The 24,563-nt window shown below is 69.4% G+C and carries 24 protein-coding genes and 1 other RNA gene; 13 read left to right on the top strand and 12 right to left on the bottom strand.

The window, feature by feature from the left end:
- Positions 1-21 precede the first annotated feature (21 nt).
- Positions 22-579: a hypothetical protein gene (locus NR798_RS36735; RefSeq protein WP_375767212.1), complete on the top strand. Its 558-nt coding sequence runs from the start codon at positions 22-24 to the stop codon at positions 577-579.
- 13 nt (positions 580-592) lie between these two features.
- Here NR798_RS36735 and rnpB read toward each other — a convergent pair.
- From rnpB to NR798_RS36720, 3 genes are all read right to left on the bottom strand, one after another.
- Positions 593-984: RNase P RNA component class A (gene rnpB, locus NR798_RS36730), an RNA gene on the bottom strand.
- A 61-nt stretch (positions 985-1,045) separates the two neighbouring features.
- A complete protein-coding gene (locus NR798_RS36725) occupies positions 1,046-1,684 on the bottom strand; it encodes a ribonuclease HI family protein (protein WP_375767211.1) in 639 nt (212 codons plus the stop codon).
- 10 nt (positions 1,685-1,694) lie between these two features.
- Positions 1,695-2,420, bottom strand: coding sequence for a zinc ribbon domain-containing protein (locus NR798_RS36720; protein WP_375767210.1), 726 nt, complete (start codon positions 2,418-2,420; stop codon positions 1,695-1,697).
- Between the two features lie 289 nt (positions 2,421-2,709).
- Between NR798_RS36720 and NR798_RS36715 the strand changes: the two genes are divergently transcribed.
- A complete protein-coding gene (locus NR798_RS36715; RefSeq protein WP_375767209.1) occupies positions 2,710-2,889 on the top strand; it encodes a hypothetical protein in 180 nt (59 codons plus the stop codon).
- A 56-nt stretch (positions 2,890-2,945) separates the two neighbouring features.
- On the opposite strand, the gene NR798_RS36710 is transcribed toward NR798_RS36715, so the two are convergent.
- Positions 2,946-3,236: an FYDLN acid domain-containing protein gene (locus NR798_RS36710; protein WP_375767208.1), complete on the bottom strand. Its 291-nt coding sequence runs from the start codon at positions 3,234-3,236 to the stop codon at positions 2,946-2,948.
- A 144-nt stretch (positions 3,237-3,380) separates the two neighbouring features.
- Here NR798_RS36710 and NR798_RS36705 point away from each other — a divergent pair, with 144 nt between their 5' ends.
- Together NR798_RS36705 and NR798_RS36700 are read left to right on the top strand one after the other, a co-directional pair.
- Entirely contained in the window at positions 3,381-5,048 is a 1,668-nt protein-coding gene (locus NR798_RS36705; RefSeq protein ID WP_375767207.1) for an AgmX/PglI C-terminal domain-containing protein, read from the top strand.
- A gap of 20 nt (positions 5,049-5,068) precedes the next feature.
- Positions 5,069-6,268, top strand: a complete 1,200-nt coding sequence (locus tag NR798_RS36700; RefSeq protein ID WP_375767206.1) for an MFS transporter — start codon at positions 5,069-5,071, stop codon at positions 6,266-6,268.
- A 38-nt stretch (positions 6,269-6,306) separates the two neighbouring features.
- Here NR798_RS36700 and NR798_RS36695 read toward each other — a convergent pair whose 3' ends face one another.
- From NR798_RS36695 to NR798_RS36680, 4 genes are all read right to left on the bottom strand, one after another.
- Entirely contained in the window at positions 6,307-6,585 is a 279-nt protein-coding gene (locus NR798_RS36695) for a DUF3006 domain-containing protein (RefSeq protein ID WP_375767205.1), read from the bottom strand.
- On the bottom strand, positions 6,582-7,778 hold the full coding sequence (locus NR798_RS36690) for a ComEC/Rec2 family competence protein (RefSeq protein ID WP_375767204.1): 1,197 nt from the start codon (positions 7,776-7,778) through the stop codon (positions 6,582-6,584). The genes NR798_RS36695 and NR798_RS36690 overlap by 4 nt, the downstream gene beginning before the upstream one ends.
- A gap of 395 nt (positions 7,779-8,173) precedes the next feature.
- Positions 8,174-8,692 (bottom strand): hypothetical protein, encoded by a 519-nt coding sequence (locus tag NR798_RS36685; protein ID WP_375767203.1) that lies wholly within the window; start codon positions 8,690-8,692, stop codon positions 8,174-8,176.
- A gap of 1 nt (position 8,693) precedes the next feature.
- A complete protein-coding gene (locus NR798_RS36680; protein WP_375767202.1) occupies positions 8,694-8,882 on the bottom strand; it encodes a hypothetical protein in 189 nt (62 codons plus the stop codon).
- Positions 8,883-9,061: 179 nt separating this feature from the next.
- Here NR798_RS36680 and NR798_RS36675 point away from each other — a divergent pair, with 179 nt between their 5' ends.
- The 6 genes from NR798_RS36675 to NR798_RS36650 all read left to right on the top strand — a co-directional run bounded on the left by NR798_RS36675 (position 9,062) and on the right by NR798_RS36650 (position 17,692).
- On the top strand, positions 9,062-10,318 hold the full coding sequence (locus tag NR798_RS36675) for a hypothetical protein (RefSeq protein ID WP_375767201.1): 1,257 nt from the start codon (positions 9,062-9,064) through the stop codon (positions 10,316-10,318).
- Positions 10,318-13,266: a tetratricopeptide repeat protein gene (locus tag NR798_RS36670; protein WP_375767200.1), complete on the top strand. Its 2,949-nt coding sequence runs from the start codon at positions 10,318-10,320 to the stop codon at positions 13,264-13,266. The genes NR798_RS36675 and NR798_RS36670 overlap by 1 nt, the downstream gene beginning before the upstream one ends.
- A gap of 678 nt (positions 13,267-13,944) precedes the next feature.
- Positions 13,945-14,778 carry a deoxyribose-phosphate aldolase gene (deoC, locus tag NR798_RS36665; protein WP_375773880.1) on the top strand — a complete coding sequence of 278 codons (834 nt, stop codon included), beginning with the start codon at positions 13,945-13,947 and terminating at the stop codon, positions 14,776-14,778.
- Between the two features lie 21 nt (positions 14,779-14,799).
- Positions 14,800-15,192, top strand: coding sequence for a TraR/DksA family transcriptional regulator (locus NR798_RS36660; RefSeq protein ID WP_375767199.1), 393 nt, complete (start codon positions 14,800-14,802; stop codon positions 15,190-15,192).
- A gap of 89 nt (positions 15,193-15,281) precedes the next feature.
- Entirely contained in the window at positions 15,282-17,018 is a 1,737-nt protein-coding gene (locus NR798_RS36655; protein ID WP_375767198.1) for a phospho-sugar mutase, read from the top strand.
- Positions 17,015-17,692: a hypothetical protein gene (locus NR798_RS36650; RefSeq protein WP_375767197.1), complete on the top strand. Its 678-nt coding sequence runs from the start codon at positions 17,015-17,017 to the stop codon at positions 17,690-17,692. Before NR798_RS36655 ends, NR798_RS36650 begins: the two co-directional genes overlap by 4 nt.
- A 27-nt stretch (positions 17,693-17,719) precedes the next feature.
- On the opposite strand, the gene NR798_RS36645 is transcribed toward NR798_RS36650, so the two are convergent.
- The 4 genes from NR798_RS36645 to NR798_RS36630 form a co-directional block, all read right to left on the bottom strand.
- A complete protein-coding gene (locus tag NR798_RS36645; protein WP_375767196.1) occupies positions 17,720-18,253 on the bottom strand; it encodes a sensor histidine kinase in 534 nt (177 codons plus the stop codon).
- Between the two features lie 449 nt (positions 18,254-18,702).
- Entirely contained in the window at positions 18,703-19,632 is a 930-nt protein-coding gene (locus NR798_RS36640; protein WP_375767195.1) for an ABC transporter permease, read from the bottom strand.
- A complete protein-coding gene (locus NR798_RS36635) occupies positions 19,625-20,764 on the bottom strand; it encodes an ABC transporter permease (protein WP_375767194.1) in 1,140 nt (379 codons plus the stop codon). Before NR798_RS36635 ends, NR798_RS36640 begins: the two co-directional genes overlap by 8 nt.
- Positions 20,757-22,220, bottom strand: a complete 1,464-nt coding sequence (locus NR798_RS36630; protein WP_375773879.1) for an ABC transporter ATP-binding protein — start codon at positions 22,218-22,220, stop codon at positions 20,757-20,759. Before NR798_RS36630 ends, NR798_RS36635 begins: the two co-directional genes overlap by 8 nt.
- A gap of 147 nt (positions 22,221-22,367) precedes the next feature.
- Here NR798_RS36630 and NR798_RS36625 point away from each other — a divergent pair, with 147 nt between their 5' ends.
- From NR798_RS36625 to NR798_RS36615, 3 genes are all read left to right on the top strand, one after another.
- Positions 22,368-23,675: a thymidine phosphorylase gene (locus tag NR798_RS36625; protein WP_375767193.1), complete on the top strand. Its 1,308-nt coding sequence runs from the start codon at positions 22,368-22,370 to the stop codon at positions 23,673-23,675.
- A 91-nt stretch (positions 23,676-23,766) separates the two neighbouring features.
- Positions 23,767-24,156: a PilZ domain-containing protein gene (locus NR798_RS36620; protein WP_375767192.1), complete on the top strand. Its 390-nt coding sequence runs from the start codon at positions 23,767-23,769 to the stop codon at positions 24,154-24,156.
- Positions 24,153-24,557 carry a cytidine deaminase gene (locus NR798_RS36615; RefSeq protein WP_375767191.1) on the top strand — a complete coding sequence of 135 codons (405 nt, stop codon included), beginning with the start codon at positions 24,153-24,155 and terminating at the stop codon, positions 24,555-24,557. The genes NR798_RS36620 and NR798_RS36615 overlap by 4 nt, the downstream gene beginning before the upstream one ends.
- The last annotated feature ends 6 nt before the right edge of the window (positions 24,558-24,563 follow it).

The following is a 24,563-nucleotide window of genomic DNA, read 5'->3' as shown; positions in this document are numbered from 1 at the left end:
AGCCGCTAGAAACAGGGGGCCATGCGACGGCCCACGCTCCTCGTCCTCCTCGGTTCCGCTTCCCTTCTCAGCGCCTGCATCGTCGAGGCGCCCGGGGGTGCGAGCCCCAACGAGCGGCGCCAGGCCGTGGTGAGCCAGGTGCCGCCGCTCTCGGTGCGCAACGGCGCCAACTTCGAGGACAGGGTGGAGCTGGTGGCCGCCACCGTGCAGCCAGGCCGCCTCGCTCCGGGCGAGGGCGCCCGCGTCACCGCCTTCTTCAAGGTGCTCAAGCCCCTGGAGGAGGACTACACCGTCTTCGTCCACGTGGAGGACGCCGAGGGCCGTGCGGAGCGCCTCAACGTCGACCACAAGCCGGCCGGAGGCCTCTACCCCACCACCCAGTGGAAGCCGGGCGAGACGGTGAAGGACGAGTTCAACATCGTGATTCCGCCTGGCTCCTCCGCCCGGGCCCTCAACGTCTGGGTGGGCTTCTGGGACGCCAGGACGGACGCGCGGCTGCAGCTCAAGAATCCGGACGCCGTGCGCAATGACGGGCGCAGCCGCGTCCTGCTCGCGCAGGTGCCGGTGGCACAGCCGTAGGTACAGGGAAAAAAACCGGAGTGGCCCTGTAAGCCGAGTCTTGTCCCCACCCCTTTCGGGATGGGCGGTGAACATTCATCTAGGGCCCTGGTTGCCCAGGGGCCTCATCAGCGAGCAACCCGAGCGCATGGGGCGGGCAACCCTTGTCCCCTTGCGAGGACGCGCTCCTATTGGCTCTTGCTCCAGGTGGGGTTTTCCGTGCCGCTCGAGTCACCCCGAGCGCGGTGCGCTCTTACCGCACCGTTTCACCCTTACCGGCCCCTCGCGGAACCGGCGGTTTGTTTTCTGTGGCACTGTCCTGCGAGTCACCTCGACTGGCCGTTAGCCAGCACCCTGCCCTATGGAGCTCGGACTTTCCTCCCGTCACCCATTCCTGCAGTGACCAGCGTTCACCCGGACCACTCCGGCACACGCCTCATACAACAGAGGGGGGCCCGAGGTCACTCCGGACGGGGCGGTGGGCGCTTCACATCCGCTCGTCGATGGCCCGGTTGCTCATCTCGTCGGCCGCCTTGTTCTTCTCGCGCGGCACGTGGGTGAGCTTCACCCGGGGGAAGTGCTCGAGCAGGGCGGTGGCCTCCTCGTAGAGGGGGCGGAGCGTCGGGCTCTTCACCTGGTAGCGCCCCTGGAGCTGGCGGATGAGCAGCTCGCTGTCGGCGAGCACCTCCAGTTCCTTCACGGCGCCCAGACTCCGGGCGTGCTTCAGGCCGAGCAGCAGGCCCATGTACTCGGCGTAGTTGTTCGTCTGGACGCCCAGGAACCTGCCGAGCCGGGCCACCACCCGTCCCTCGGGGTCCAGGAGCACCGCGCCAGCGCCCGCGGGACCCGGGTTGCCCCGGGCGGCCCCGTCCGAGAAGAGCTTCAGGCGCGAGGGCACCTCGGCCGGGGCGCGCGGCTCCGGCGGGAGGGGAGGGGGCGTGCGCGCCGGGCGCGGCGGCTCGGCCGGCAGCTTGGGTGCTTGGGCCGCGAGCTGGCTGGCCGCGGCTTCCAGGAGGCGGCCCACGTCCTCGCGGCTGAGCCCGGGAAAAGCGCGCACCGTTCCCGAGAGCGGCTCCTCGCGCCCGATGTAGCGGAGGAGCTCGGCAAGGTCCGGCGGGGTCGTCATCGCGCGGGGGCTACTTCGCCGCCGGCGTCTCGAGCGCCTCGACGGCGTAGATGATGCGGTTGCAGGACGGGCAGATGTCCGTGCCCAGCGACACGCGCAGGTTGTTGTAGAGCTGCGGGGGCACGTTCATGTTGCAGCCCTGGCAGGTGCCCGCCACCACGCCCACCATCGCCGGCAGCTTCTTCTTGCGGATGGTCTCGTAGCGGCGCAGCAGCGTGGCGTCCACGCCCGCGGCCACCGAGGAGCGCTTGCCCTCGAGCGTCTTCACCTGGCCCTCGGCCTGGCTCTGCTTGCCGCGCAGCTCCGTCATCCGGCTGGAGAGCTGCTCCTGGCGGGTGGCGAACTCCACCTCCTTCGCCTTCACCGCCTCGCGCGCCGCGCCGAGCGTCTTGGTGAGCTCCACCAGCTCGTCGGACATCGTCTGGTTCGCCTTCTTGGCGATGTCGATCTCCCGGGCGAGGGCGGAGTATTCGCGGGTGGAGCGCTGCTCGGCGAGCCGCGCCTCCCACTTCTTCACCTTGTCCTTCTCGTCCGTGATGTTCTGCTCGAGCGTCGACTTCTGCCGCTCGATGTCGGCCACCCGGTTGCGCTCCGCCTCGATGGCGCTGCGCGCGGCGCCCAGCTCACGCTCCAGCTCCGCCAACTGCCGGGGATGCACGTCCGCGGCCTTCTGGAGCGAGGCGACCTCGAGGTCCACCTTCTGCAGCTCCACCAGCGCCTTCAGTTTCTCCCGCAAAATCGCTGCCTCCATGGAGGGCCCTACCGCGGAGCCCGCGTCCTTCTACCAACAAGGATCTGCACGGTCCAACGCACAAATCGCCCCAGTGTCATCCCTCGTGTTGCGGCCTGGCAGGCGGGGACGGAGAAGCCGTGCGCCTGGAACGCCCAAGCGCTCGCCCGGACGGCCGCCATGGGGCGTCTTGCCCCGCTCCGCCTCCTCTGGGAAGGGGAGGCAGGCGAAAAGTTTCCGTCCTGGTGGAAACCTGCTACATGTCTGGTCGATGCCATCCGGGGGACGACGACCCATGCAGCCGAAGAAGCGACCGAGCCCGAGAACGGGAGCAGCCACCCCGACGCTGGACAAGGGGCAGAGCCCGCGGCGGCCGGTGGGCGTGCAGGCCCTGGGCCCCGTGCGCTACGAGGCGCTGCGCCGTGCCCTCCACCAGCTGTCCATCACCACGAGCCGGACGGCGCAGGCGCGCTGAGCCCGTGAAAGCCGAAGGGGGCACCGCCGGGTGGCGGAGCCCCCCTCGTACCGGGCTCAGATCTCCTCGTCCTCCTCGGCCGGGGCCGCCTCGGCGTCCTCGTCCTCGAACTCGGCCAGCTCTTCCTCCTCACTCTCCGCCGCCGGTTCCTCGGGCTCGATGGGCTCGATGACCTTGGGAATGGAGGACAGACGGCCGCGCCGGCCCTCCGAGGCGGGCTTGAGGGCGGGACTCTCCCGCTGATCCGCGCCACACTTCGGGCACAGGGGGTCCGGCTTCTTCATGTCGTAGAACTTCGTGCTGCATTTGAAGCAGACGTACTTGTTCCCGAGGTCCTTCGCGGGCATGCGCCACCTTCTGTGTCAAGAGGGTAGGGGGAGGCGGCTCTTAGTTGGGCCGGCAGGCGGAGTCAACCCGATGGTTTGCACTCCACGGCATAGGCGCTAGCATCGCATGTGCTCGCCCTTGTGTGCGCGCGCCGGACAGCCCCCTTGAACTTCTCCTGCAACAAGTGTCAGCGGCGGTACTCCATCGCGGACGACAAGGTCCGCGGCAAGACCGTCAAGGTCCGCTGTAAGAACTGCCAGAACGTCATCTCGGTGGAAGGTCCCCCCGAGGAGGCCGAGGAGAGCACGCGCGTCGTGTCCCTGGCGGACGTGGAGCGCCTGCGTGAGCAGGACCGCTCGCTCGCCGAGGAGGACACGGCCGCGACGGCCACCCAACCGTCGCCCGCCGCCGCGGCCGCGAACATGTCCTGGGAGGACGAGCCCACGCGCACCATGCCGCTGCGCGACGCGCGCTCGCCCTGGTTCGTGATGGTGAAGAGCAAGCAGGAGGGGCCGCTGGACGAGGGCGCCTTGAGTGAGCTCGTCGCCTCGGGGGCCGTCACCGCGCGCAGCTACTTCTGGCAGCAGGGCATGCCGGACTGGAAGCGGGGGCAGGACATCCCCGAGCTGGCCGGTTTCTTCGCGCCCGCCGAGCCGCCGGCCCCCCCGCCGCCGCCCATGCGGACCGCGCCGCCGCCCCTCATGACGCCGGAGCCCGAGACGGGCCCCGCGGAGCAGTCGGCCACCTCCTGGCAGCCGGACCCGCCCGCGCCCTCGCAGACGACCTGGCAGACCGAGCCGCAGCGCCGCCCGGCCGCCCGGCAGGCCGCCACCCCGTGGGAGCCGGAGCAGGACGCCGCCGCCATCCCCACGGGCTCCGACCCCGCTTCCGACGACATCAACGGCGCGCCCCTGGGTGAGCTGTTCTCCGACCTGGACCTTCCCCAATCCGAGCAGCAGGACGCGGACGGGATGGGGGACATGCTCGCGGGCTCGTCCCAGCAGGAGGATCCCCTCGCCGCGCTGGGCAAGGAGCCGGAGAAGCAGCGCGCCCCGGCGGAGAACACCCAGTACTTCGTGAAGAAGGCGGGGATGCACCGGCGCAACCCGCCCTGGAAGATCGCCCTCTTCGTGGTGCTGCTGCTGGGGCTGCCGGTGGGCGTGCTGTACGCGCTCACCGAGCTGCAGGTGGTGCCGCTGCGCGTCACGCGCGTGGACGCCAAGGGGCAGGTGGTGCAGGAGCCCGTGTCCGTCTTCTCGCCCGAGGGCATCGGCGAGCTGCGGGACTTGATGCTCGGCCGCACCAAACCGCCTCCGCCGGCGCCCGCGCCCGCGCCGAAGGCCGAGGCGAAGCCGCGTCCCACCGAGGAGGCCGCGAAGCCGGAGACGCCGCCGCAGGAGCAGCCCGCCGCCCAGCCGCCCGCGGGCGAGGAGCAGCAGGCCGTGGCCGCCCTCTACGCGGAGGGCGAGAAGAAGGACGTGGGCCCCGAGGTGCGCGAGGACACCGAGGTGGCCGCCACCGACTCGGCCGCGCAGTCCGGCCCGCCTCCCGAGGTGCTCGACCGCGTGGTGCAGCGGTCGCAGAACGCCTTCAAGTCCTGCATCGACCAGGCGCTGCGCAAGAATCCCAAGCTGCGCGACGGCAAGCTGCTGCTCACCGCCACCGTGGGCAGCTCCGGCACGGTGAAGAAGGTGTCCTTCGATCGCGAGGACATCTCCAGCTCGCCCATGGGCAGGTGCATCAAGCGGGGCGCCCTCCGCATGGTGTTCCCCGCCTTCGAGGGGGATGACGTCGAGGTCGAGATTCCGCTCGTCCTCGGCAAGTCCCTGTAGCGCGAGCGAGGAGGCTGGACGTGGACGCCACCGCTTCCCGGCAGGGGGCGGGCCGCCTGCCGCGCACCGTGGTGGTGCTCGGCGTGGTGAGCCTGCTGACGGACATCAGCAGCGACATGATCTTCCCGCTGCTGCCGGCCTTCCTCGCCGCGAGGCTGCCGGGGCAGGCGCCCGTGTTGCTGGGCGCCATGGAGGGCCTGGCGGACCTGGTCTCCGCCCTCATCAAGTACCAGTCCGGCGTGTGGGCGGACCGGGCGCGCCGCCTCAAGCCGATGGTGCTGCTGGGCTATGGCCTGTCCAGCCTGATGCGCCCGTTGATGGCCTTCGTCACCCTGGCGTGGCATCCCCTCGCCATCCGCGCGTTGGACCGGGTGGGCAAGGGCCTGCGCTCCAGCCCGCGCGACGCGCTCATCGCCCACTCCGTTCCCGCGGAGTCCCGCGGCCGGGCCTTCGGCTTCCACCGGGGCATGGACCACGCGGGCGCCGCCGTGGGCTCGCTCGTGGCGATGGGGCTGGTGGCCGTGGGCCTGCGCGTGGAGCAGGTGTTCTTCGTCGCCGCGGTGCCCGGCCTGCTCGCGGTGGTGGCGCTGCTGCTCGTGCGCGAGCCCGCGCGCCCCGAGTCCGCTCCCGCCACGGGGGTGACCCGCGCGCTCGCCCCGGTGCCCCGGCGCCTCGCGTACTACCTGGTGCCCATCACCCTCTTCGGGGTGGCCAACTCCACCGACGCCTTCCTCCTGCTGAAGCTCATCGAGGAGGGCGCGCAGCCCGAGTTCCTGCCCCTGGCGTGGCTGCTGCTGCAGGCGGTGAAGTCGGCCGTCTCGTTCCCGGCGGGCCGGCTCGCGGACCGGCTGGGGGCTTCCCGGCTCGTGGTGACGGGCTGGTCCCTGTACGCGCTAAGCTACCTGGCGCTCGCGTGGGCCCGGGGCGTGACGCTCACGATGATCGTCATTTGTGTGTACGGGCTGTACCACGCGCTGGCGGAGGGCGCGGAGAAGTCGCTGCTCACCTCGCTGGTGCCGGCCGAGGCCCGCGGGCGCGCCTTCGGGCTGTACAACGGATTGACCGGGGGCTCGTCGCTCGCCGCGGGGCTGCTCTTCGGCGCGCTGTGGAAGTACCTGGGCAGCACCACCGCCTTCGTCACCGCCGGGGTGATTGCCGGGTTGAGCGCGGTGCTGCTCGTGGTGCTGCTGCCGCGCGCGCGTCCTCCGGCGGAAGTCTGAGGCGGTCTCACGCTCCCTCTCCCCCCGGGAGAGGGGAATTAGAGGTCGAAGTCTCCGGGCGGCGGCGTCTTGTCCTTCATGGCCCGCTCCCGGGCCTCGCGGACCTCGGTGCGCAGGCGCTCGGTGGCCTCCGCGTCCACCGTCAGCGTCTCCAGGTCCAGCACGTCGCCCTCGCGAGCCCCGGGCGGCAGCTCCTCGCGGCGGCGCGTCTGCTCGCGGCCGTCCACGATGAGCACGGCGAGCCCGTCCTCGAACCGGTCCAGGCTGGCCATCGTCCGGGTGCGCGGCGGCTGCGGCTTCGGCTTCTTCTTCTTCATGGGTCGCAGTCCTTGGCGGGACGGCGCTCGCGCAGCGCCGAGGCGCGGTCCTTGTACACCGTACGCTCCTGCGTCTTCGCCCGCTCGAGCGCGCGGCAGTCCTCGCTGTGGAACACCTCGCTGCCCTTGAGGCTCACGTAGCGCGTCCCCGAGGCGCTGGCGGACGCGGCCGGGAGCTTCCCGCTGGCGGGCACCACCTTGCCCCCCATGGCACCGGAGGCGGAGCCCGAGGCGCCCGTGGGCATGGGCCCCTTGGCGACGGGGCCGCTCGTCTGGCCGGTGACGACGGCGGGCGTGCTCCGGCCCTTCTTCGGGGTGAGGGTGACGGTGGCGCCGTTGCTCACCGCGAGCACCTCGCCCTGGAGGTCTGTGCGGAAGACGCGCGCCCCCACGTCGCCGAGCCGCTGGAGGGCCTCGGGGGTGGGGTGCCCGTAGTCGTTGCCCGTGCCGCAGGAGATGACGGCCGCCTGGGGCTTCACCGCCGCGAGGAAGGGCGCGGTGGACGAGTGCTTGCCCCCATGGTGCGCCACCTTCAGCACCGTGGAGGTGAAGTCAATGGGCCTGCGCAGCAGGAAGGCCTCGGTCTCCGGCTCGGCGTCTCCGGTGAAGAGGAACGCCGTCTTGCCGTACGTCAGCTTGGCCACGATGGAGTTGGCGTTGACGTCCGAGCGCGTGTCGTCGAGGAACGCGTCGCGCGGATTGCGCGGCCAGAGGACGGTGAGCGTCACGCCCTCGCCCAGGCCCACCGTGAGGAGCGTCTCGGGCGAGCTCGGGTTGGGCGTGGGCGTCATCACCTGGCCCACCTTCTGGCCCACCACCTCCAGCAGCTTGCGGTAGGACTCGCTCGGGTGGTCGAAGCCCGGATCCATGAATCGCCGGGCCCCCACCGCCTGGATGACCTTGGCGAGGCCCCCCAGGTGGTCCAGGTGCGGATGCGTGAGGATGACCAGGTCGATGGGCCCCTGGACGAGCTGGCGCAGGCGGGGCACCAGGGCCTCGTCGGCCTCGGGCGGGCCGCCGTCGATGAGGACCGTCTTGCCGGTGGGCGAGACGATGAGCGCCGCGTCACCCTGGCCCACGTCGAAGAAGTAGACCGTGAGGGGCTTGAGCGGGGGGGCGGGGGTCGGGGCGGCCCGGCCCGGAAGGGCGGCGAGCAGGGCGAAGAGGACGAGGAGAAGCCGCGCGAAAGCCATGAGCGGAGGGACTCTAGTGGAGTGTTCACGAAGTTTTTGGACATAGTCAGAGACCTGCGCCTGTCCGCTCAGCAAGCGGCGGTGGAGCCGCTCGGCAACGGCACTACAACCGACTGCAAGTGCGCGAGGTGCGGCGGCAGGAGGTGGGTGCTGGCCTTGCTCACGCAACCATGGGTGGTGTGTCGCATCCTTCAGTATCTGAAGCTGTCAGACGTCCAGCCGCTGCTGTTGCGTGCGCGAAGGTCGCCGCGGCAGGACTCTCCCGTGGCAATAATGGGCCCTGAGCCGAGCGAGACAGCAGCGGCACGCGGCTCAATGAGCCATACCTCTCGGTAGCGATGACCTGCGAGATGGTGCTTCGTTCCATCTCTTTGTTGCGGCATCGTCTCCATCGCTCATCCACGGATGATGATTTCGATGTCGTCAATCCCAACGCCGAACTGCGCCGCTAGGCCTTGCTTCGCTTCAGCGATGGTGAGGGGCCGCACGGCTCCAGTGGGTCTGGCGGGATGGGTTACCGACTGTTCGATGCGCTCTTCAGGAACCTCTGGGGCGGGCTCAAAGTTCAACTTGCTAGGGTCGAGGCCAAGATCCTCAAGAGTCGTGTAGCGGACCGGGTTGCGCCAGCCCTGCCACGCGTTGGGGATGTTGACTCGCGCGTATTCACTGATCCGGATCAGCCACCGCTCCTGATCATCCGGAGCAGGGACCAAATCGGAGATGCGGCCCACGAGGAACGCAGAGCCGTGTGGCTCGGTAGCATCTCCCCATGTCGTGTGGGTGTTCTGGGCACATATCAGGTACTCGTATCCTCTCGCGCGATTGCGGTCGAGCACCCAGGCCTGTGATCCCCCTTGCTCCAAGATCTTCTTCGGGCTGCGCGCGGTGAAGACAAGGACGGCACTGTGAGACATGTCATACCTCCCATAGTTTGCCGCTGCCTTTATCAGATAGTATCGAAAGTGTGGATACTTTTTTGAAGCTTTTGCCTAAAGCCTCGAAAATGTCGTAAGTTTGGAGGGTGAACTTTCGCCCAATTATCCGCTCCACGTCATCCACGTCGTAAGTCGTCAGCGGCGTGTGCTGTAAGAAGGTGTTGGACACTGCGCATCCTTTGAACCAAGTCTTCATATGAGTCGAATGCGTGGGTCAGAATCGATGTAAGTAGCTGATATTAAAGCGTTTACAGCTAATTTTGCGGCATCTGTGGTGATAGATATCTGTACGAACAGATATCCCTGTTGCGCGGAGGCAGCTATCTGGAGTAACAGATATCTATTCTCATGGATACTTGTGCTGGGCTTAACGCCTCCACCCTCAAGTCCTATTACGGCACCATCGTCTCCGGTTCGGACTTCTGGCCCCGGCCGGAGATCGTCGACCCGCTGGTCCGCTCGCTGTTGCGTGGGCAGAGCCATACGCTGTTCGGGCTGCGCCGTACCGGGAAGTCCTCGATCATGGCCGAGGCCAAGTCGCGCATGGAGGCCCAGGGGGTCATCGTTTCCCAGATCAACGCCGAGTCCGGAAAGGGCCTGCAGGATGTGTTCGGCGAGTTGCTGCGCAACCTGCCCGCGCCGGATCTGAAGAACAGCCTGCTGAGGCGCTTCGAACAGGTGCAGAACATCGCCCAGCCCGTGCTGGGTCTGGTCCGAGGCTGGATCGGCCATGGCCCAGCTCCCACCGGTTCCGCTGCTTCCGAGCGCGACCTGCTGGACTACTGGCCCACCCTCTCCCCGATGTTGTTCGAAGCCCTCAAAGCTGAGACGCGGCCTATCGCCCTGTTCGTGGACGAGCTGCCCTTCCTGATCGAGAACACCCTGACGAGGGGAGCTGGTGCCGATCGGAAGCAGGGCCATGGCTTGGCCACTGCCCAGCAGATCCTCGTCACTCTGCGCGAGTGGCGTGGTCTCAAGCACGTGGCGATGCTGGTCGCCGGCTCTATCGGCATGCGTGGCCTTGCGCTTCGCCACGGGCTCGATCCCGGGGCCTTCAATGACATGCTGCCGGTTCCGCTGCCTCCGTTGAGGCGCGACGAGGCGGTGCGGATGGTCCAGGCCCTCGTGGCCGGTGCCGCCCCGCCGCTGCCGGGCTGGACAGAGGCTGCGACCGAGACCCTGCTGGATGGCCTTCCTGATCTCTACCCCGGCTTCATCCAACTTGGCTTCCAATCCGTCGCTGATCGCGGCGCGACTACGCCCGAAGACATCCGGCACAGCCTGCGGGAGCACTTGGAGCCGCAGTTGCATCACCAGTTCTTCGGGCAGTTTGACAACCGCCTGCGGCGAGAGGAGCTAGCGCTCCGCCGACATCTCACTGCTGCTATCGATCTCGTGGTGGACAGCGCTGCACAAGGCGGTCTGCCGCTTGATGCTTTCCATGCGGAGCTGGTGAAGCGCGGTTGCGAGATGCCGGAGGAGATTGCCGCCATCCTGCGGGAGGACGGCTTTCTGACATTCGATCCCCACGTGAAGAACTTCCGACCTGCCTCCGCCATGGTTGCGGCATGGCGCAACAGCACCCCGCGTGCGCGGAGCCGGTGATGTCTTACATCAAGAAATTCAATCCCTACGACCTGCCGGAGGAGACGCTGCAGGCGATTGCCACCGGTCGGGAACGGGTGCTGGAGCGCATCCTTGCCACTATCGTTCGCAACGCGGAAGGGGGGACGGTGCAACACTTGCAGGTCGTCGCCCCGCGCGGCTACGGCAAGTCCTTTCTAATGCGCTTGGTGCAGTCCGCGTTGAAAGTGTGCGCGGTAGAGGGACTCCCCGTCGCTCTCGCGCTGCTGCCGGAGGAGCAGCACAACGTGGACGCGCCGCACCGGCTGCTGAACGAAATTCAGCGCGTGCTGGATGGTCGCCCGGCTGACAGCCTGCTTGGTGGCGCCTTCGCCGAGAACGACGCGGTCTGGGATCCGGCAGTGGCCACGTTGGATGCATCGATCGCTGCAAGGTTGCCGGAGGGCCGCGGCATTGTTGTCGCCATGATCGAGAATTTCGACCAGCTCATGGTCGAGGTCTTCCGCAAGCCGCAGGACCAGTCACGGCTACGTGCGCTGCTGGCGCGACCGGGCGGGCGGCTCATGCTGCTGGCCACCGCCACGCGCCGCGCCGACGCGGCCTATGAGCAGCGGTTGTTCCACGCTACCGGACTGATCGAGCTGGATCCGTGGCAGGAGGAGTCCTGCCTTGCTTTCTTCGAGCGACTGCGCGGTCATCGCCAAGCGGAGCCGATGCCGCCGAAGACGCGGGCGAAGGCTCAGGCTATCGCACAGTTTATCGGTGGATCTCCACGCATGGCGACAGTGCTGGCGCAGGTGTTGGACAGCAACGACTCGCTGCAGGCTGCGGCGATTCTGGATGCGCTGGTGGACGAGCTGACCCCCTACTACAAGCACCGGATCGAGAGTCTGTCGCGCCGCGCCCGTACCCTGCTGGACGCGCTACTGCGCATGGGCGAGCCGAGGACGCAGAGCGAGATCGCGGCGCGCCTTGGCACGACGCAGGCGCGCATCGCCGAACCGTTCAACGAGTTGCGCGCGCGCGGTGAGGTGGTGGGTGTGAAGGCGCAGCGTTCCGCTGAGATGCTGTACCGCGTGGGTGACCGGCTGATGGCGCATTATTACCGCAAGCGCCACTTGACCCCTGGAGAGGGGGCGAGTCTGCTGGAGGGCATCACTGAGCTCCTTGCTGGCTTCTTTTCGCCTGAGGAGAAACGGGTGGAGGCAGAGCGACTGCGCGCGCTCGGCCGTGCGGCGGATGCGGCGGTGCTGGAGCGATTGGTAGCAACGGATCTGGCACCGGCCAGCATTGGGCAACCGAACTCGGCTCTAAATGGCGGGTGGCTGGACCAACTACGGGACCGCATGGTGCAGTTGTTCGAGGCCGGTCAGGTGACTGAGGCGGTCGCCCTCACTCATCAGGCAGTGAAGCGGGCTGCCTCGTCAGATGATCTGCGAGAGCAGATGCGCAGTCTGCGATATTTTGGCTGGTCGCTCGGTCAGATAGGACGGCACGCCGAAGCGGTGGACACGTTCGGCCGCGCCATCGCCCTGGCCGAGCAGGCCGGCGATGTTGGCGAGCAGGCGGCGGCATCACGTCACCTCGGCTGGTTGCTGAGCAAGATGGAACGGTACGCCGAAGCGGAGGACACACTCCGCCGAGCCATTGCGCTGGCCGAACAGGCCGGCGAGATCCGCGAACAGGCGGCGGCATCAGGTCACCTTGGCTGGTTGCTGAGCAAGATGGAACGGCACGCCAAAGCGGAGGACACACTCCGCTGCGCTATCGCCCTGGCCGAACAGGCCGGCGAGATTCGAGAGCAAGCGGCGTCATCACGTCACCTCGGCTGGCTGCTGAGCCATATGGAACGGCACTCCGAAGCGGAGGAGACACTCCGCCGCGCTATCGCCCTGGCCGAACAGGCCGACGAGATTCGCGAGCAGGTGGTGGCATCACGTCACCTCGGCTGGCTACTCAACCAGATGGACCGGCACGCCGAAGCGGAGGAGACACTCCGTCGTGCTATCGCCCTGTCCGAGCAGGCCGGCAAGATTCGCGAGCAGTCAGAGTCATTGCGTCACCTTGGCTGGTCGCTTGGCCAGATGGAAAGGTACCCCGAAGCAGAGGACACGCTTCGCCGCGCCCTCGCGCTGGCCGAACAGGTCGGCGAGCTTCGCGATCAGTTGGAGGCATCACGTCTGCTCGGTTGGCTGCTCAACCAGATGGGCCGACACGCCGACGCGATGGACACACTCCGCCGCGCCATCGTGCTGGCCGGGCAGACAGGTGATACTTCAGACCTATCTAGGGCTGAAATCAGCCTCCTGATAGTGGCGCAGGAAATTGGGGATGATGCGACTGTTGTCATGGCGTGGCAGCGTGCTGTGGCGGTGGCGCCACTCACGGACATCCCCAGTATTGCTACATGGTTCGACGATGCCGCAGCAGCGGCCCTGCGATCAGGACAGTTTAGTACGGTCTGGCACACGGCTGCCGCACTGTCTGTGCTGGGTGGTGAATGGTGGAGTCTTGATTCTGCACAGCACAAACTCGCCGATACAGTCGCGGAGGCCAGTCGTACTCAGGGGCGCGCTGCAGCCTATGCGCTTTCCGCGCAGTGCGTCGAGGTTCTCGCACAGGGGGCCGCAGCGCAGGCGACGCGCGATAGCCAGGTCGGCCCCGATCCCATCTCTTTCCTGCGCGGCGTTGTTGCCAAGGTAGCAGAGCAGGTGACCGATCCTGCCTTGCTGCGTGACATCGCCGCTCTGCTCGAACGACATCTGCCGTCCGATACTGCGGCGGAGCGCGCGCTGTTGGATGCCGCCGCGCGACGTGTGGAGAGGCCGGACGACCCGGCGGCCTTGGAGCGCGTGAACCCCGATATCGCCACAGCGTTGGATCGCTTGCTTGGCGTAGGGCCCAAGCCTCCCTCGAAAACGCCGCAGCGCCGCAGCAAGCGCAACGGAGCGCCTCGACGCAAGAAGTGAGATTGAGGAAGGTGTCAGACATTTTGTACGGATTGACGGCTGACGCTGCCCACATCTTGTCGAGTTCGACGGGATCGAGGGGCGACCTTCTTCCTGCTGGGGTTTGATTACCGGCAGCAATGCGGTGCCCCCGAGGTCATCGAACTCGTCGGAAAGCTGGAGAAGCGCAAAAGAAGGACGAGGGCGCTGTTGAGTGGGGATGGGTTGGAGCAGAGAGGCAGAGGAGGGCCGCTGCCGGGTGCAGGAGGGCCGTGCGCCAAGCCAGTGGAGAGTCGGTACAAGCCCCCCTTTGGGCACACGCGTGTCCGGGCAGCCTTCCCATGACGGGTGGGGCTTGGGGGGGGCCTGGGTTCTAGGTGCCTGCTGCTGTGGGCTCAACACCACGCCCGCTGCGCTGGCTCCTACGCCAGGGCAGGCTTCGCAGGTCGTGAGGGCAGTTTTGGGTGCTCCAAAATGGCGTGCACCCCACTGGGGGTATTAGGCCAAGTCGGAGAACTCGTCTGGCGCGAGGCGGGGAGTTGCGGGGGGCATCTTTACATCCCAGAGATCCCCCCCAGCTATATCTAAAAACTTCGTGGACACTCTCCTACCGCATGGGACGGAGGTCCGTTGCGTGCCGTGCAGGGGGCCGTCTCGGTGCTTCCCGAGCGGGCCGGACTGGGCTACATCGCGCCCCATATGGCCGAGGCCCAAGACATCCAGCGCGTCGTCGAGGAGATCGCCGACCTCGTCCGCAAGAGCATGCTCGGTACCCGGGCGGGCAGCGCGACGCCCGAGAGCCCCGCCAGCGCTGGGGCCCCGAGCCCCGTGCGGACCGCGAGCATCCCCTCCGAGTCCATCCGCGACAACGCGGACCTGGCGCCCTACATCGACCACACCCTGCTCAAGCCCGAGGCCACGCGCGAGGACGTCGCCCGGGTGGCCCGCGAGGCGGTGGAGCATGGCTTCGCCACGGTGTGCGTGAACTCGAGCCACGTGGCCACGGTGGCGGGCATCCTGGCCGGCTCGCGCTCGGTCCCCATCGCCGTGGTGGGCTTCCCGCTGGGCGCCGCCCTCACCAGCGCCAAGGCCTTCGAGGCCCGCGAGGCCATCCAGGCCGGCGCCCGGGAGATCGACATGGTCATCCCCATCGGGGCCCTCAAGGCGCGCGACTACGCCCTGGTGCTCGAGGACATCGCGAAGGTGGTGGAGGCCATCCGGCCCTGGCCGGTGAAGGTCATCCTCGAGACGAGCCTGCTCACCCAGGACGAGAAGATCGCCGGCTGTGTGTTGTCCAAGGCGGCGGGGGCGGCGTTCGTGAAGACGTCCACCGGCTTCAGCACCGGCGGCGCCACCGTGGAGGACGTCTCGCTCATGCGCCGGGTGGTGGGCGAGGACGTCGGCGTGAAGGCCTCGGGCGGCATCCGCTCGGCCGAGGACGCCCTGAAGATGATTCGGGCGGGAGCCAACCGCCTGGGGGCCTCGGCGTCGGTGGCCATCGTCACCGGCCAGAGGTCCACCGCGAAGTACTAGCCACCCGGTGGGGAGAGGCCCGTGACCGAGGCACAGCGCGAGAAGTACAGGCAGAAGTTGCTGGCGCTCCACGCGGAGCTGACGGAAAAGGCGCCCGCGAAGATAGAGCCCAACCGCACGGACGAGGCGCGGGTGGGCGGCGACGAGGACGAGCAGCCGCTCAACGAGATGATGCAGGCCATCGCCTCCAAGCGGAACCGGAACATGGATGGCGTGCTCCAGCAGGTGGTGAAGGCGCTGGGCAAGCTGCGAGATGACCCGGACTCCTTCGGCGAGTGCGAGGAGTGCGGCGATGACATTCCACCCGGCCGGCTCGAGGCCATGCCCTACGTGGGCTTCTGCGTGAACTGCCAGGGCCAGAAGGACGCCCCCAAGGGCGGGCCCACCCGGCGCAAACTCACCGATTACACCTGAGCCCTCGCTCGGGTCTGATCATCGCTGAACAGACGGGGAGGACGGACGCGGCCGTAGCGCCGCACCGGCCTTAAGGAGAGGGGAAGTACATGGACGCGACTGGATTGAAGGCGAAGGCGGAGGCGTGGCTCCAGGCGGACCCGGACGCGGCCACCGTGGCGGAGCTGCGGGACGTGCTCGCGCGGGGAGACCTGGCGGACCTGGCGGACCGGTTCGCGGGCGACCTGGAGTTCGGCACCGCGGGCCTGCGCGGCGTGCTGGGCGCCGGGCCCAACCGGATGAACCGCGCCGTGGTGCGCCGCACCACCGCGGGGCTGGCGCGCTACCTCAAGGCCACCGTCCCGGACGTCACCACCCGCGGCGTGGTGGTGTGCCGCGATGGCCGCCGGCTCAGCGCCGAGCTCGCCGAGGACACCGCCTGCGTGCTCGCCGCCGAGGGCATTCCGGCGCACGTCTTCCCCTCGCTGGCCCCCACGCCGCTCGCCGCCTTCGCCACCCTGCACCTCAACGCCGCCGCGGGGGTGATGGTGACGGCCAGCCACAACCCTCCCGAGTACAATGGCTACAAGGTGTATTGGGAGAACGGCGCTCAAATCATCCCGCCCCATGACAAGGGCATCGCCGACTTCATCTCCCGCGTGGAGCCCGCCAACCAGGTGGAGCTGCTCACCCCCACCGAGGCCCACGCCCGCGGCCTGTGGCGCGACGTGCCGGACTCGCTCGGCAACGCGTACCTGGACGCCATCCTCAAGCTGCGCGTGCACGGGCGCGGCTCGCAGTCGCTCTCCATCGTCTACACCGCCATGCACGGCGTGGGCGGCGTGTGGATGGAGCGGGCCCTGGAGCTCGCGGGCTTCCGCAACGTCCACCCCGTGGCCGAGCAGCACCAGCCGGACGGCGCCTTCCCCACCGTGCGCTTCCCCAACCCCGAGGAGCCCGGGGCCATGGATCTGTCGCTCGCCACCGCCGAGCGCGTGAAGGCGGACCTGGTGCTCGCCAACGACCCCGATGCGGACCGGCTGGCGGTGATGGTGCGCGAGGGCTCCGGCAAGCTGCGCATGCTCACCGGAAACGAGGTGGGCGTGCTGCTGGGCCACTACGTGCTGGTGCAGGGGCCCACGCGGCGCGGCAAGCCGCACGTCGTCACCACCATCGTGTCCTCGACGCAGCTGGGCGACATCGCCCGCGAGCTGGGCGTCGCCTATGACGAGGTACTCACCGGCTTCAAGTGGATCGCCAACCGCGCCGTCCAGCGCGAGCGCGAGGAGGGCACCCACTTCGTCTTCGGCTACGAGGAGGCGCTCGGCTACTGCGTGGGCAGCGTGACGCGGGACAAGGACGGCGTGGGCGCGGCGCTGGTGTTCGCGGACCTGGCCGCATGGTGCGAGTCGCGCGGCAAGACGGTGCTCGGCTACCTGGAGGAGATCCAGCGCCGCTTTGGCCTCTACGTGAGCGCGCAGCGCAACTTCACCTTCCCGGGCGCCGAGGGCGCTCAGGTGATTGCCCGCATCATGGAGGGCTTCCGCCGCTCGGGGCCCTCGCGCGTGGGCGAGCTGCCGGTGCGCACCGTGCTGGACTACAAGAAGGGGGAGCGGCTGCCGCCCTCCAACGTCCTGGCCTACGAGCTGGAGGGCGGTGGGCGGGTGACGGCGCGGCCGTCCGGCACGGAGCCCAAAATCAAATACTACTTCGAGCTGAAGGAGACGCTGGCCGCCGGCGAGCCGGTGGAAGCCGCGCGCGCCCGGGGAGAGGCCCGGCTCCAGAAGCTCATCGACGCCTTCATCGCGCTGGCGCGCGAGCGAGGGCAACCGGAGGTGGGAGCGTGAAGCGCTGTGTTCCGAGTGGGGTGTTGATGGGCCTTCTCCTCGTCTCGAGCGCCGCCGTGGCGCAGGAGGAGGCGGGGGCGTCGTACGGCCGGGGCCAGGGCTGGTCCATGCTGTCGGGCCAGACGCTGGGGCAGGGGACGGCGCTGTCGGGCCAGGTGGGCTGGCCGGGCGTGTCGCTGGGGCTGTTGCACGGGGCCACGTCGCGGTTCGACATCGGCGGCAAGCTCACCTTCAACTATGGCCGCGAGGGCCTCATCACCAGCGTGGTGCCGGGCCTGAAGCTGCAGGCGTGGATGCGGCTGATGCTGCTGCAGACGTCGCGGGTGAACCTGGGGCTGAGCTTCGCTCCCGGGCCCTTCTTCTATTTCTACGAGCGCTTCACCGACGTGGGGCTGTCGCTGCCCATCTCCCTCACCCTGGGCATCCCCGTGGGCAGCGCCCTCATGCTCAACGCGGGCATGGACATCCCCTTCTACGTCATCTTCGGCACGGGCGGCGGTGTGGTGGTGCCCATCCTCCTGGGCGGCGGGCTGGAGTACTTCATCGACCGCAGCCTCGCCGTGAGCTTCAACGTGCGGATGGGTCCGTCCGTCGGCTCCTACGCGGGCGTCGCGGGCCGCGGCGACGCTCGCTTCACGTTGGAGGCGTTGCTGGGCGTGGCCTACAAGTTCTGACCGGAGCGGCCACCGGGCCCGCGAGCGCTACCAGCTCGCGGTGCCCTGGTCCTCCAGCTCCACGGAGACGGTGACGGTGCTGCCCGTCAGCCCGTGGCTCTTCACCGCGAGCTGGGCGCCCAGCGTCTCCACCAGCTCGCGCGCCGCCGTCAGGCCCGTCTGCGCGGTGCTCTCGCGCGCCGCGTAGCGCACCTGGAAGCGCGGGCCGTAGTCCCCGAAGTCGTCCTGGGGCTCCACCGCCAGCCGCACGGTGCGCGCCGGCATCCCCGCGCTCCGGTGCGCCACCACCGCGTCGCTGATGAGGTGCAGCATCACCTGCTCCATCCGCCGCCGGCTCACCCGTGCGAACACCGGCTCGTCCGGCAACTCCAACCCCACCTCGCTGCTCTCCACGCGGCCCGTGGCGTGGAGCAGTGCCAGCGCGTGCCGCGCCAGCGCGCACAAGTCGAGGTTCTGCACGTCGGTGCCGTCCAGCGCGCCCACGGCGGTCAGGTGGCCACGGCCCTCGCCGCTCGTCACCGTCATCTGCCTCGGCCAACAAGCCATCGCCACCGCGCTCATCGCGTCACCTCGTGCTTCGTGTGGTGTGTCTGATTTCACGCCGGTTCCCCCCCTCGCGTGTTCCGGACGCCGACCTCCCTCCTCCACCTTCCCCTGACGAGCCGCACGTCTACTTCTTCACTGCCGTACGGCCTGCTCGCGTGCCAGCCATTCCATGCGATGCGCGTGCCGTTTGCGCCCCGCTCTCTTCATGAGTGTGCGGTGCGAAACAGTCTATCCTTTCTTCCTTGAGTTTCAGAGCTTTGCTTAGTTTCACGGATAAAGGCCTACTCATGCCTCCCTGGGCATACATAAGAATACGTGGGTCAGAAGTGATTCCCGGTTCGTTGTGACCCGGGTGCGCGGAGACCCATGCCGCGACGAAGCCGTACCGCTGGCCCTCGGGAGGACGGGGGACGCAGGGGAGCAGGGGGCACTTCGCCAGGGCGGACCGGGGAGGCCCGCCCGCGTCAGCGCGACTCCTGCTCGTAGGGGGTGCCGAGGGCGGCGGGGGCGTGGGTGCGCTGGCCCTGGAAGGCGAGCAGCGCGAGCGTCAGGAGGTAGGGCAGGGCGAGGAGGAAGCCCTGGGGCACCACTTCCAGGAGGCCGGGGGCGCTGGAGGCCAGGCCGATGCGCAGGGCGCTGCCGGCGGAGAAGAAGAGGGCGGCGAGGAAGGCCCCCAGGGGCGTCCAGCGGCCGAACACCATGGCGGCCAGGGCCATGAAGCCGAGGCCGGCCGGGGTGTGCTGCTCGAAGCGATCCAACACGGCGGTGGAGAGGGTGGCCCCGCCCAGCCCCGCGAGCATCCCGCTGCCCAGCACGGCGAGCCAGCGCAGCCCCGTCACGGACAGGCCGAGGGTGGCCACGGCATGGGGCTTCTCTCCCACGGCGCGCAGCCGCAGGCCCAGGGGGGTGCGGTAGAACAGCCAATGGAAGGCGAAGGGCAGCGCCAGGGCGATCCACGTGAGGGCCGAGTGCCCGGAGAAGGCGCGCAGCAGGGGCACCGCGGACAGGCCGGGCAGGTGCCAGCGGGTGAGCTGGTGGATGGGGGGCGTGCCGTTGGGGCCGTAGAGGGACTCGAGGAGGTAGGTGCCCCCGGCGAGCGCCACGAGGTTGATGGCCATGCCGGACACCACCTGGTCCGAGCGCCAGCGGATGCACAGGTAGCCGTGGATGGCGGCCATGCCGGCGCCGGCGAGCATGCCCATGAGCACGCCCACGGGGGTGGGCATGGAGATGGCCGCCACGGCCGCGCAGAAGGCGCCCGCGCGCATCATCCCCTCGACGCCCACGTTCACCACGCCGGAGCGCTCGCAGAGCGTGGCCCCCAGCGCGGCGAAGAGGAGCGCGGGGAAGTACTCCAGCGTGGAGGACAGGAGGGCTTCCAGGATTTCAAGCACGGGGCACCTCCGGGCTCGGCGCCGGCTGCTGCTGGGTGGGTGCCACGGGCTTCACCCGCCGCGGGCGCAGCAGCGAGACCCAGACGAGCCGTCCCGCCACGAAGAGCAGGGCCAGGCCCTGGATGAGCTCGGGGTAGCTCTTGTGCACGCCCTCCAGCTGCATGAGCGTGCCACCCGCGCGCAGCGCCCCGAAGAAGAGGGCGGACAGCGCCACGCCCAGCGGGTGGTTGCCGCCGATGAGCGAGATGGCGATGCCGTCGAAGCCGTAGGGGGCGCCCAGCGAGCCCGGGTACCGGTACTCGGTGCCCAGCACGAGCACCGCGCCGGCCATGCCCGCGAGCGCTCCGGCCAGCCCCATGGCCTGGGCGGTGCGCCGCGCCACCGGAATGCCCGCGGCCCGGGCCGCCTCGGAGCCCAGGCCCACCGCGCGCGTCTCGAAGCCCGAACGCAACCGCGAGAGCCACACCCAGATGGCCAGCGCCACGGCCAGCGCCATCGGGAAGCCGAGGTGCAGGCGGGACAGCTCCCCGAGCAGCCGGGGCAGCTGCGCGCTGGCGGCGATCTCCGCGGTGCCCGTGGTGGAGAGGTTGGTGCCGGCACCGGCCCTCAGCGGCCCCACCGACAGCCAATTGTCCACCAGGCTCACCGCCACCCAGTTGAGCATGATGGTGGAGATGACCTCGTGGACGCCCCGGGTGAGCTTGAGGACCGCGGCGATGAGCGCCCACAGGCCTCCGGCCACGCAGGCGGCGAGCACCGCCGCCGGGACGTGCAGCACGGCGGGCAGTTGCAGTTGGGCCCCCACCACGGCCGCCGCGAGCGCGCCCACGAGCATCTGCCCCTGGGCGCCGATGTTGAAGAGGCCCACCTTGAAGGCCACCGCCACCGACAGCCCGGTGAGCAGCAGCAGGGCGGCCTTGATGGCGGCCTCGCCGAGGGGCCGGGTGAGCACGGTGATGCGCCCGCCCTCGAAGTACATGGGCCAGTCACCCAGGCCGCCGCGGAGCATCCGGAAGTAGGCCAGGGTGGCCTTCTCCGCGTCGCGCGTGAGGGCGATGAACACCCAGCACACGGCGAGGGCCAGGAGCACCGAGAAGACGGAGGGCAGCACCGCGCGCAGCCGCTCACCCATGGGCCACCTCCCCGCGGGTGCCGAGCATCCGCCGGCCGATCTCCCGCTCGTCGAACTCGGGCCGGGTGAAGGAGCCGGTGATGCGCCCCTCGAAGAAGACGTAGATGCGATCGGCCAGGGCCAGGACTTCCTCCAGGTCCAACGAGACGAGCAGCACGCCCGCCCCCGTGTCGCGCGCCTCGCGCAGCTTCGACTGCACCTGCGCCACCGCGCCGATGTCCAGGCCGCGCGTGGGCTGCACCACCACCAGCAGCTTCGGCGCCGCGTCCAGCTCGCGCGCCACCACCACCTTCTGCTGGTTGCCGCCGGAGAGCGCCTGCAGCGGCACCTCGGGGTCCGGCGGCCGCACGTCATAGGCCTTCAGCAGCGCCAGGGTGCGCTCGCGCCGGCCCGCGAAGTCCACCTGGAGCCCCCGGGCGAAGGGCGCCTGCCCCTGCCGCCCCAGGGCCACGTTCTCCTCCACCGTCATGGCCTTCACCACCGCGCGCCACAGCCGGTCCTCGGGCACGTGCCCCACGCCCCGGCGCCGGGCCTCGGCGGGCGTCAGCCCCGTGAGCGGCGCGCCCAGCAGGGTGCCTCCGCCTCCGTCCAGCGCCCGCAGCCCCGTGAGCACCTCGGCGAGCTCGCGCTGGCCGTTGCCGTCCACCCCGGCGATGCCGACGATCTCCCCCGCGTGCACCTCCAGGGAGACGCCCTGCAGCGCGGGCCGCCCGTCCGCTCCCCGGGCCCGGAGCTCCTTGGCCTCCAGCAGCTTCTCGCCCCCGGGCGGGTGGTAGGCCTGGGCCTCGGCGTGCGGCATGCGCGCCTCGCCCACCATCAGCGCAGCCAGCTCCTGGGGATTGGTGTTGGCGGCGCGCACCTCGGCCACCAGCCGGCCGCGCCGCATCACCGCCACCCGGTCCGCCACGCTGAGCACCTCGCGCAGCTTGTGGCTGATGAAGACGACGGTGCGCCCGCCGGCCGCCAGCCCGCGCGCCACCCGGAAGAGGTCATCCGCCTCCTGCGGGGTGAGCACCGCGGTGGGCTCGTCCAGGATGAGCAGCTGGGCGCCCCGGTGCAGCGCCTTCACGATTTCGACCTTCTGCTGCGAGCCCACCGAGAGGGTGTCCACCCGGGCGCGTACGTCCAGCTTGAAGCCGAAGCGCTCGCAGGTGGCGGCCACCTCCTGGCAGGCCCGGTCCAGGTCCAACCGGCCCCAGCGCGAGGGCTCGCGGCCGAGCACCACGTTCTCCGCCACCGTGAGGGTGGGGACGAGCATGAAGTGCTGGTGCACCATGCCGATGCCCTTGGCGATGGCGTCCCGGGGGCTGCGCAGGCGCACCGGCTGGCCGCCCACGAGCACCTCGCCAGCGTCGGCCTGGTAGAGCCCGTAGAGGACGTTCATCAGGGTGGACTTGCCAGCGCCGTTCTCGCCCACCAGGGCGAGCACTTCCCCGGTGCCGATGTCCAGCGACACGTCGTCCAGGGCGGTCACGGCGCCGAAGCGCTTGTGGATGTGGCGGAGGGAGATCACGACAGTCCACCTTTATCAGATGGACGATGCGCGACGGCGGGCCTTTCTCCCGGTGCATGTCCGCCCGGCTTCCTGCTATGGGCTGTTCCCGTGAGACCCTACGAGCTCATCAAGGCCAAGCGGGATGGAAAGCGGCTGTCGCCCGAGGACATCCGGGCGTTCATCGACGCATACACGGCGGGGACGGTGCCGGACTACCAGATGGCCGCCCTGTGCATGGCGGTCTTCTTCCAGGGGATGGACGCGGTGGAGCTGGGCGCCTGGGCGCGGGCCATGCTCCAGTCCGGCGAGGTGGTGGACCTGTCGGACACACCGGGCGTGAAGGTGGACAAGCACTCCACGGGTGGGGTGGGGGACAAGGTGTCGGTGAGCCTGGCGCCCCTGGCGGCGGCGTGTGGGGTACCGGTGCCGATGATTTCCGGCCGGGGCCTGGGGCACACCGGCGGGACGGTGGACAAGCTGCTGTCCATTCCCGGCTTCAAGATGGACGTGCCGGTGCCCGAGTACCGCCGGCTGGTGCGCGAGGTGGGCTGCTGCCTCATCAGCCAGACGGAGGCCATCGCCCCCGCGGACAAGAAGCTCTACGCGCTGCGGGACGTGACGGCCACGGTGGACTGCATCCCGCTCATCGCCAGCTCCATCATGAGCAAGAAGCTGGCGGAGGGGATTGATGCCCTGGTGCTGGACGTGAAGGTGGGCAGCGGCGCCTTCATGAAGAAGGTGGAGGACGCGCGCACCCTGGCCCGGACGATGATTGGCATCGGCGCGGAGATGGGCCGCAAGGTGACGGCGCTGCTCACGGACATGAACCAGCCGCTGGGCCGCGCGGTGGGCAACGCGCTGGAGATCATCGAGGCCGTGGAGATGCTGCACGGCCGGGCTCCGGCGGACTACACCGAGGTGACGATGGCGCTCACCGCGGAGATGCTGGTGCTGGGGGGCAAGGCGTCCTCCATCGCCCAGGCGCGCCAGATGCTGGAGAAGGTCATCGCGGATGGGAGCGCGGTGCGCAAGCTGAAGGAGATCGTCCAGTCGCAGGGAGGAGATCCGCGCGCCATCGACGACTACACGCGGCTGCCGCAGGCTCGGGCCACGGTGGACGTGGTGCAGGCGCCCCGGGACGGCTTCGTCACCGTCATCGACACGGAGGCGGTGGGTCTGGCGGCGGTGGCGCTGGGTGCTGGACGCCAGCGGGTGGACAGCATCATCGACCCCGCGGTGGGCTTCACCCTGCTGCGCAAGGAGGGCGAGCCCGTGAAGGCGGGGGAGCCGGTGGTGCGGGTGCACTACAACGACCCGGCGCCGCTGGAGGACGTGAAGGCGCGGCTGGCCAGGGCGTACCAGTTCGGGCCCCAGGCTCCCGCCCCCCGGCCGCTGGTCATCGAGCGGCTGGAGTAGCCCATTCCACATCCGCCCACCTGAGTCCGTGCGGAGGGCGCGGGGGTGGGTATGATGCACGCCCGGTGGCCCGCGCGGGAGCGAGCAAGGCATGAGCGAGCAGTCCAAGGACGGTAGCCAGCGGCAGGGGGAAGAACGGCGTGAGTCCCCCCGGGTGCCGATGCGCATCCGCGTGAGGCGGGAGAACACGTCGTTGGCCTTCGACTCCCGCGAGGGCAACATCTCGCTCGGGGGCTTCGCCTGGTTCGGCGCGGCCCTGTCGGTGGGCCAGAAGGTGGAGGCGCGCTTCGTGCTGCCCGGCTCCCCCGAGGAGCTCCAGGTGCGCGGCGAGGTGCTCCACGTGGCGCACGGCTCGCGCGGCTCGTCGGCGCACGTGCGCTTCCTGGACCTGCCGGTGGAGACGGAGATGCTCATCGCCCGCTACCTCGATGACCTCGAACTGGCCGAGGACAACGCCAACAAGGGCGGAGGTGGAGCATGAGCGAGGACATTGCCTGGGAGCAGCTGTTCGAGGCGGCCAGGAAGGTGCGCGAGCGCGCCCATGCGCCGTATTCGAGGTTTCCGGTGGGCGCGGCGGTGCTCTACGCGGACGGCTCGGTGGTGACGGGCTGCAACGTGGAGAATTCCTCCTACGGACTGTCCGTGTGTGCCGAGCGCAGCGCGCTCGCGGCCGGCGTGGCGCAGGGCCGGAGCAAGCCGGTGGCGGTGGCCATCGTGGTGGACACGCCCACCCCGTGCCCGCCGTGTGGCATGTGCCGGCAGGTGATGCTGGAGTTCGCCCCCCAGGAACTGCCCGTGCGCAGCCGCAACCTCAAGGGCGATGAGGCGCGCTACTCCCTCGGGGAGTTGCTCCCCCACGCCTTCACCAGCGATTTCCTCTAGAGTGCC

The organism is Archangium gephyra (assembly GCF_042230915.1).
GTDB lineage: Bacteria > Myxococcota > Myxococcia > Myxococcales > Myxococcaceae > Archangium > Archangium gephyra_B.
The sequence above is the reverse complement of the archived record's forward strand: the minus strand, read 5'-3'. Positions and strand labels throughout refer to the sequence as shown.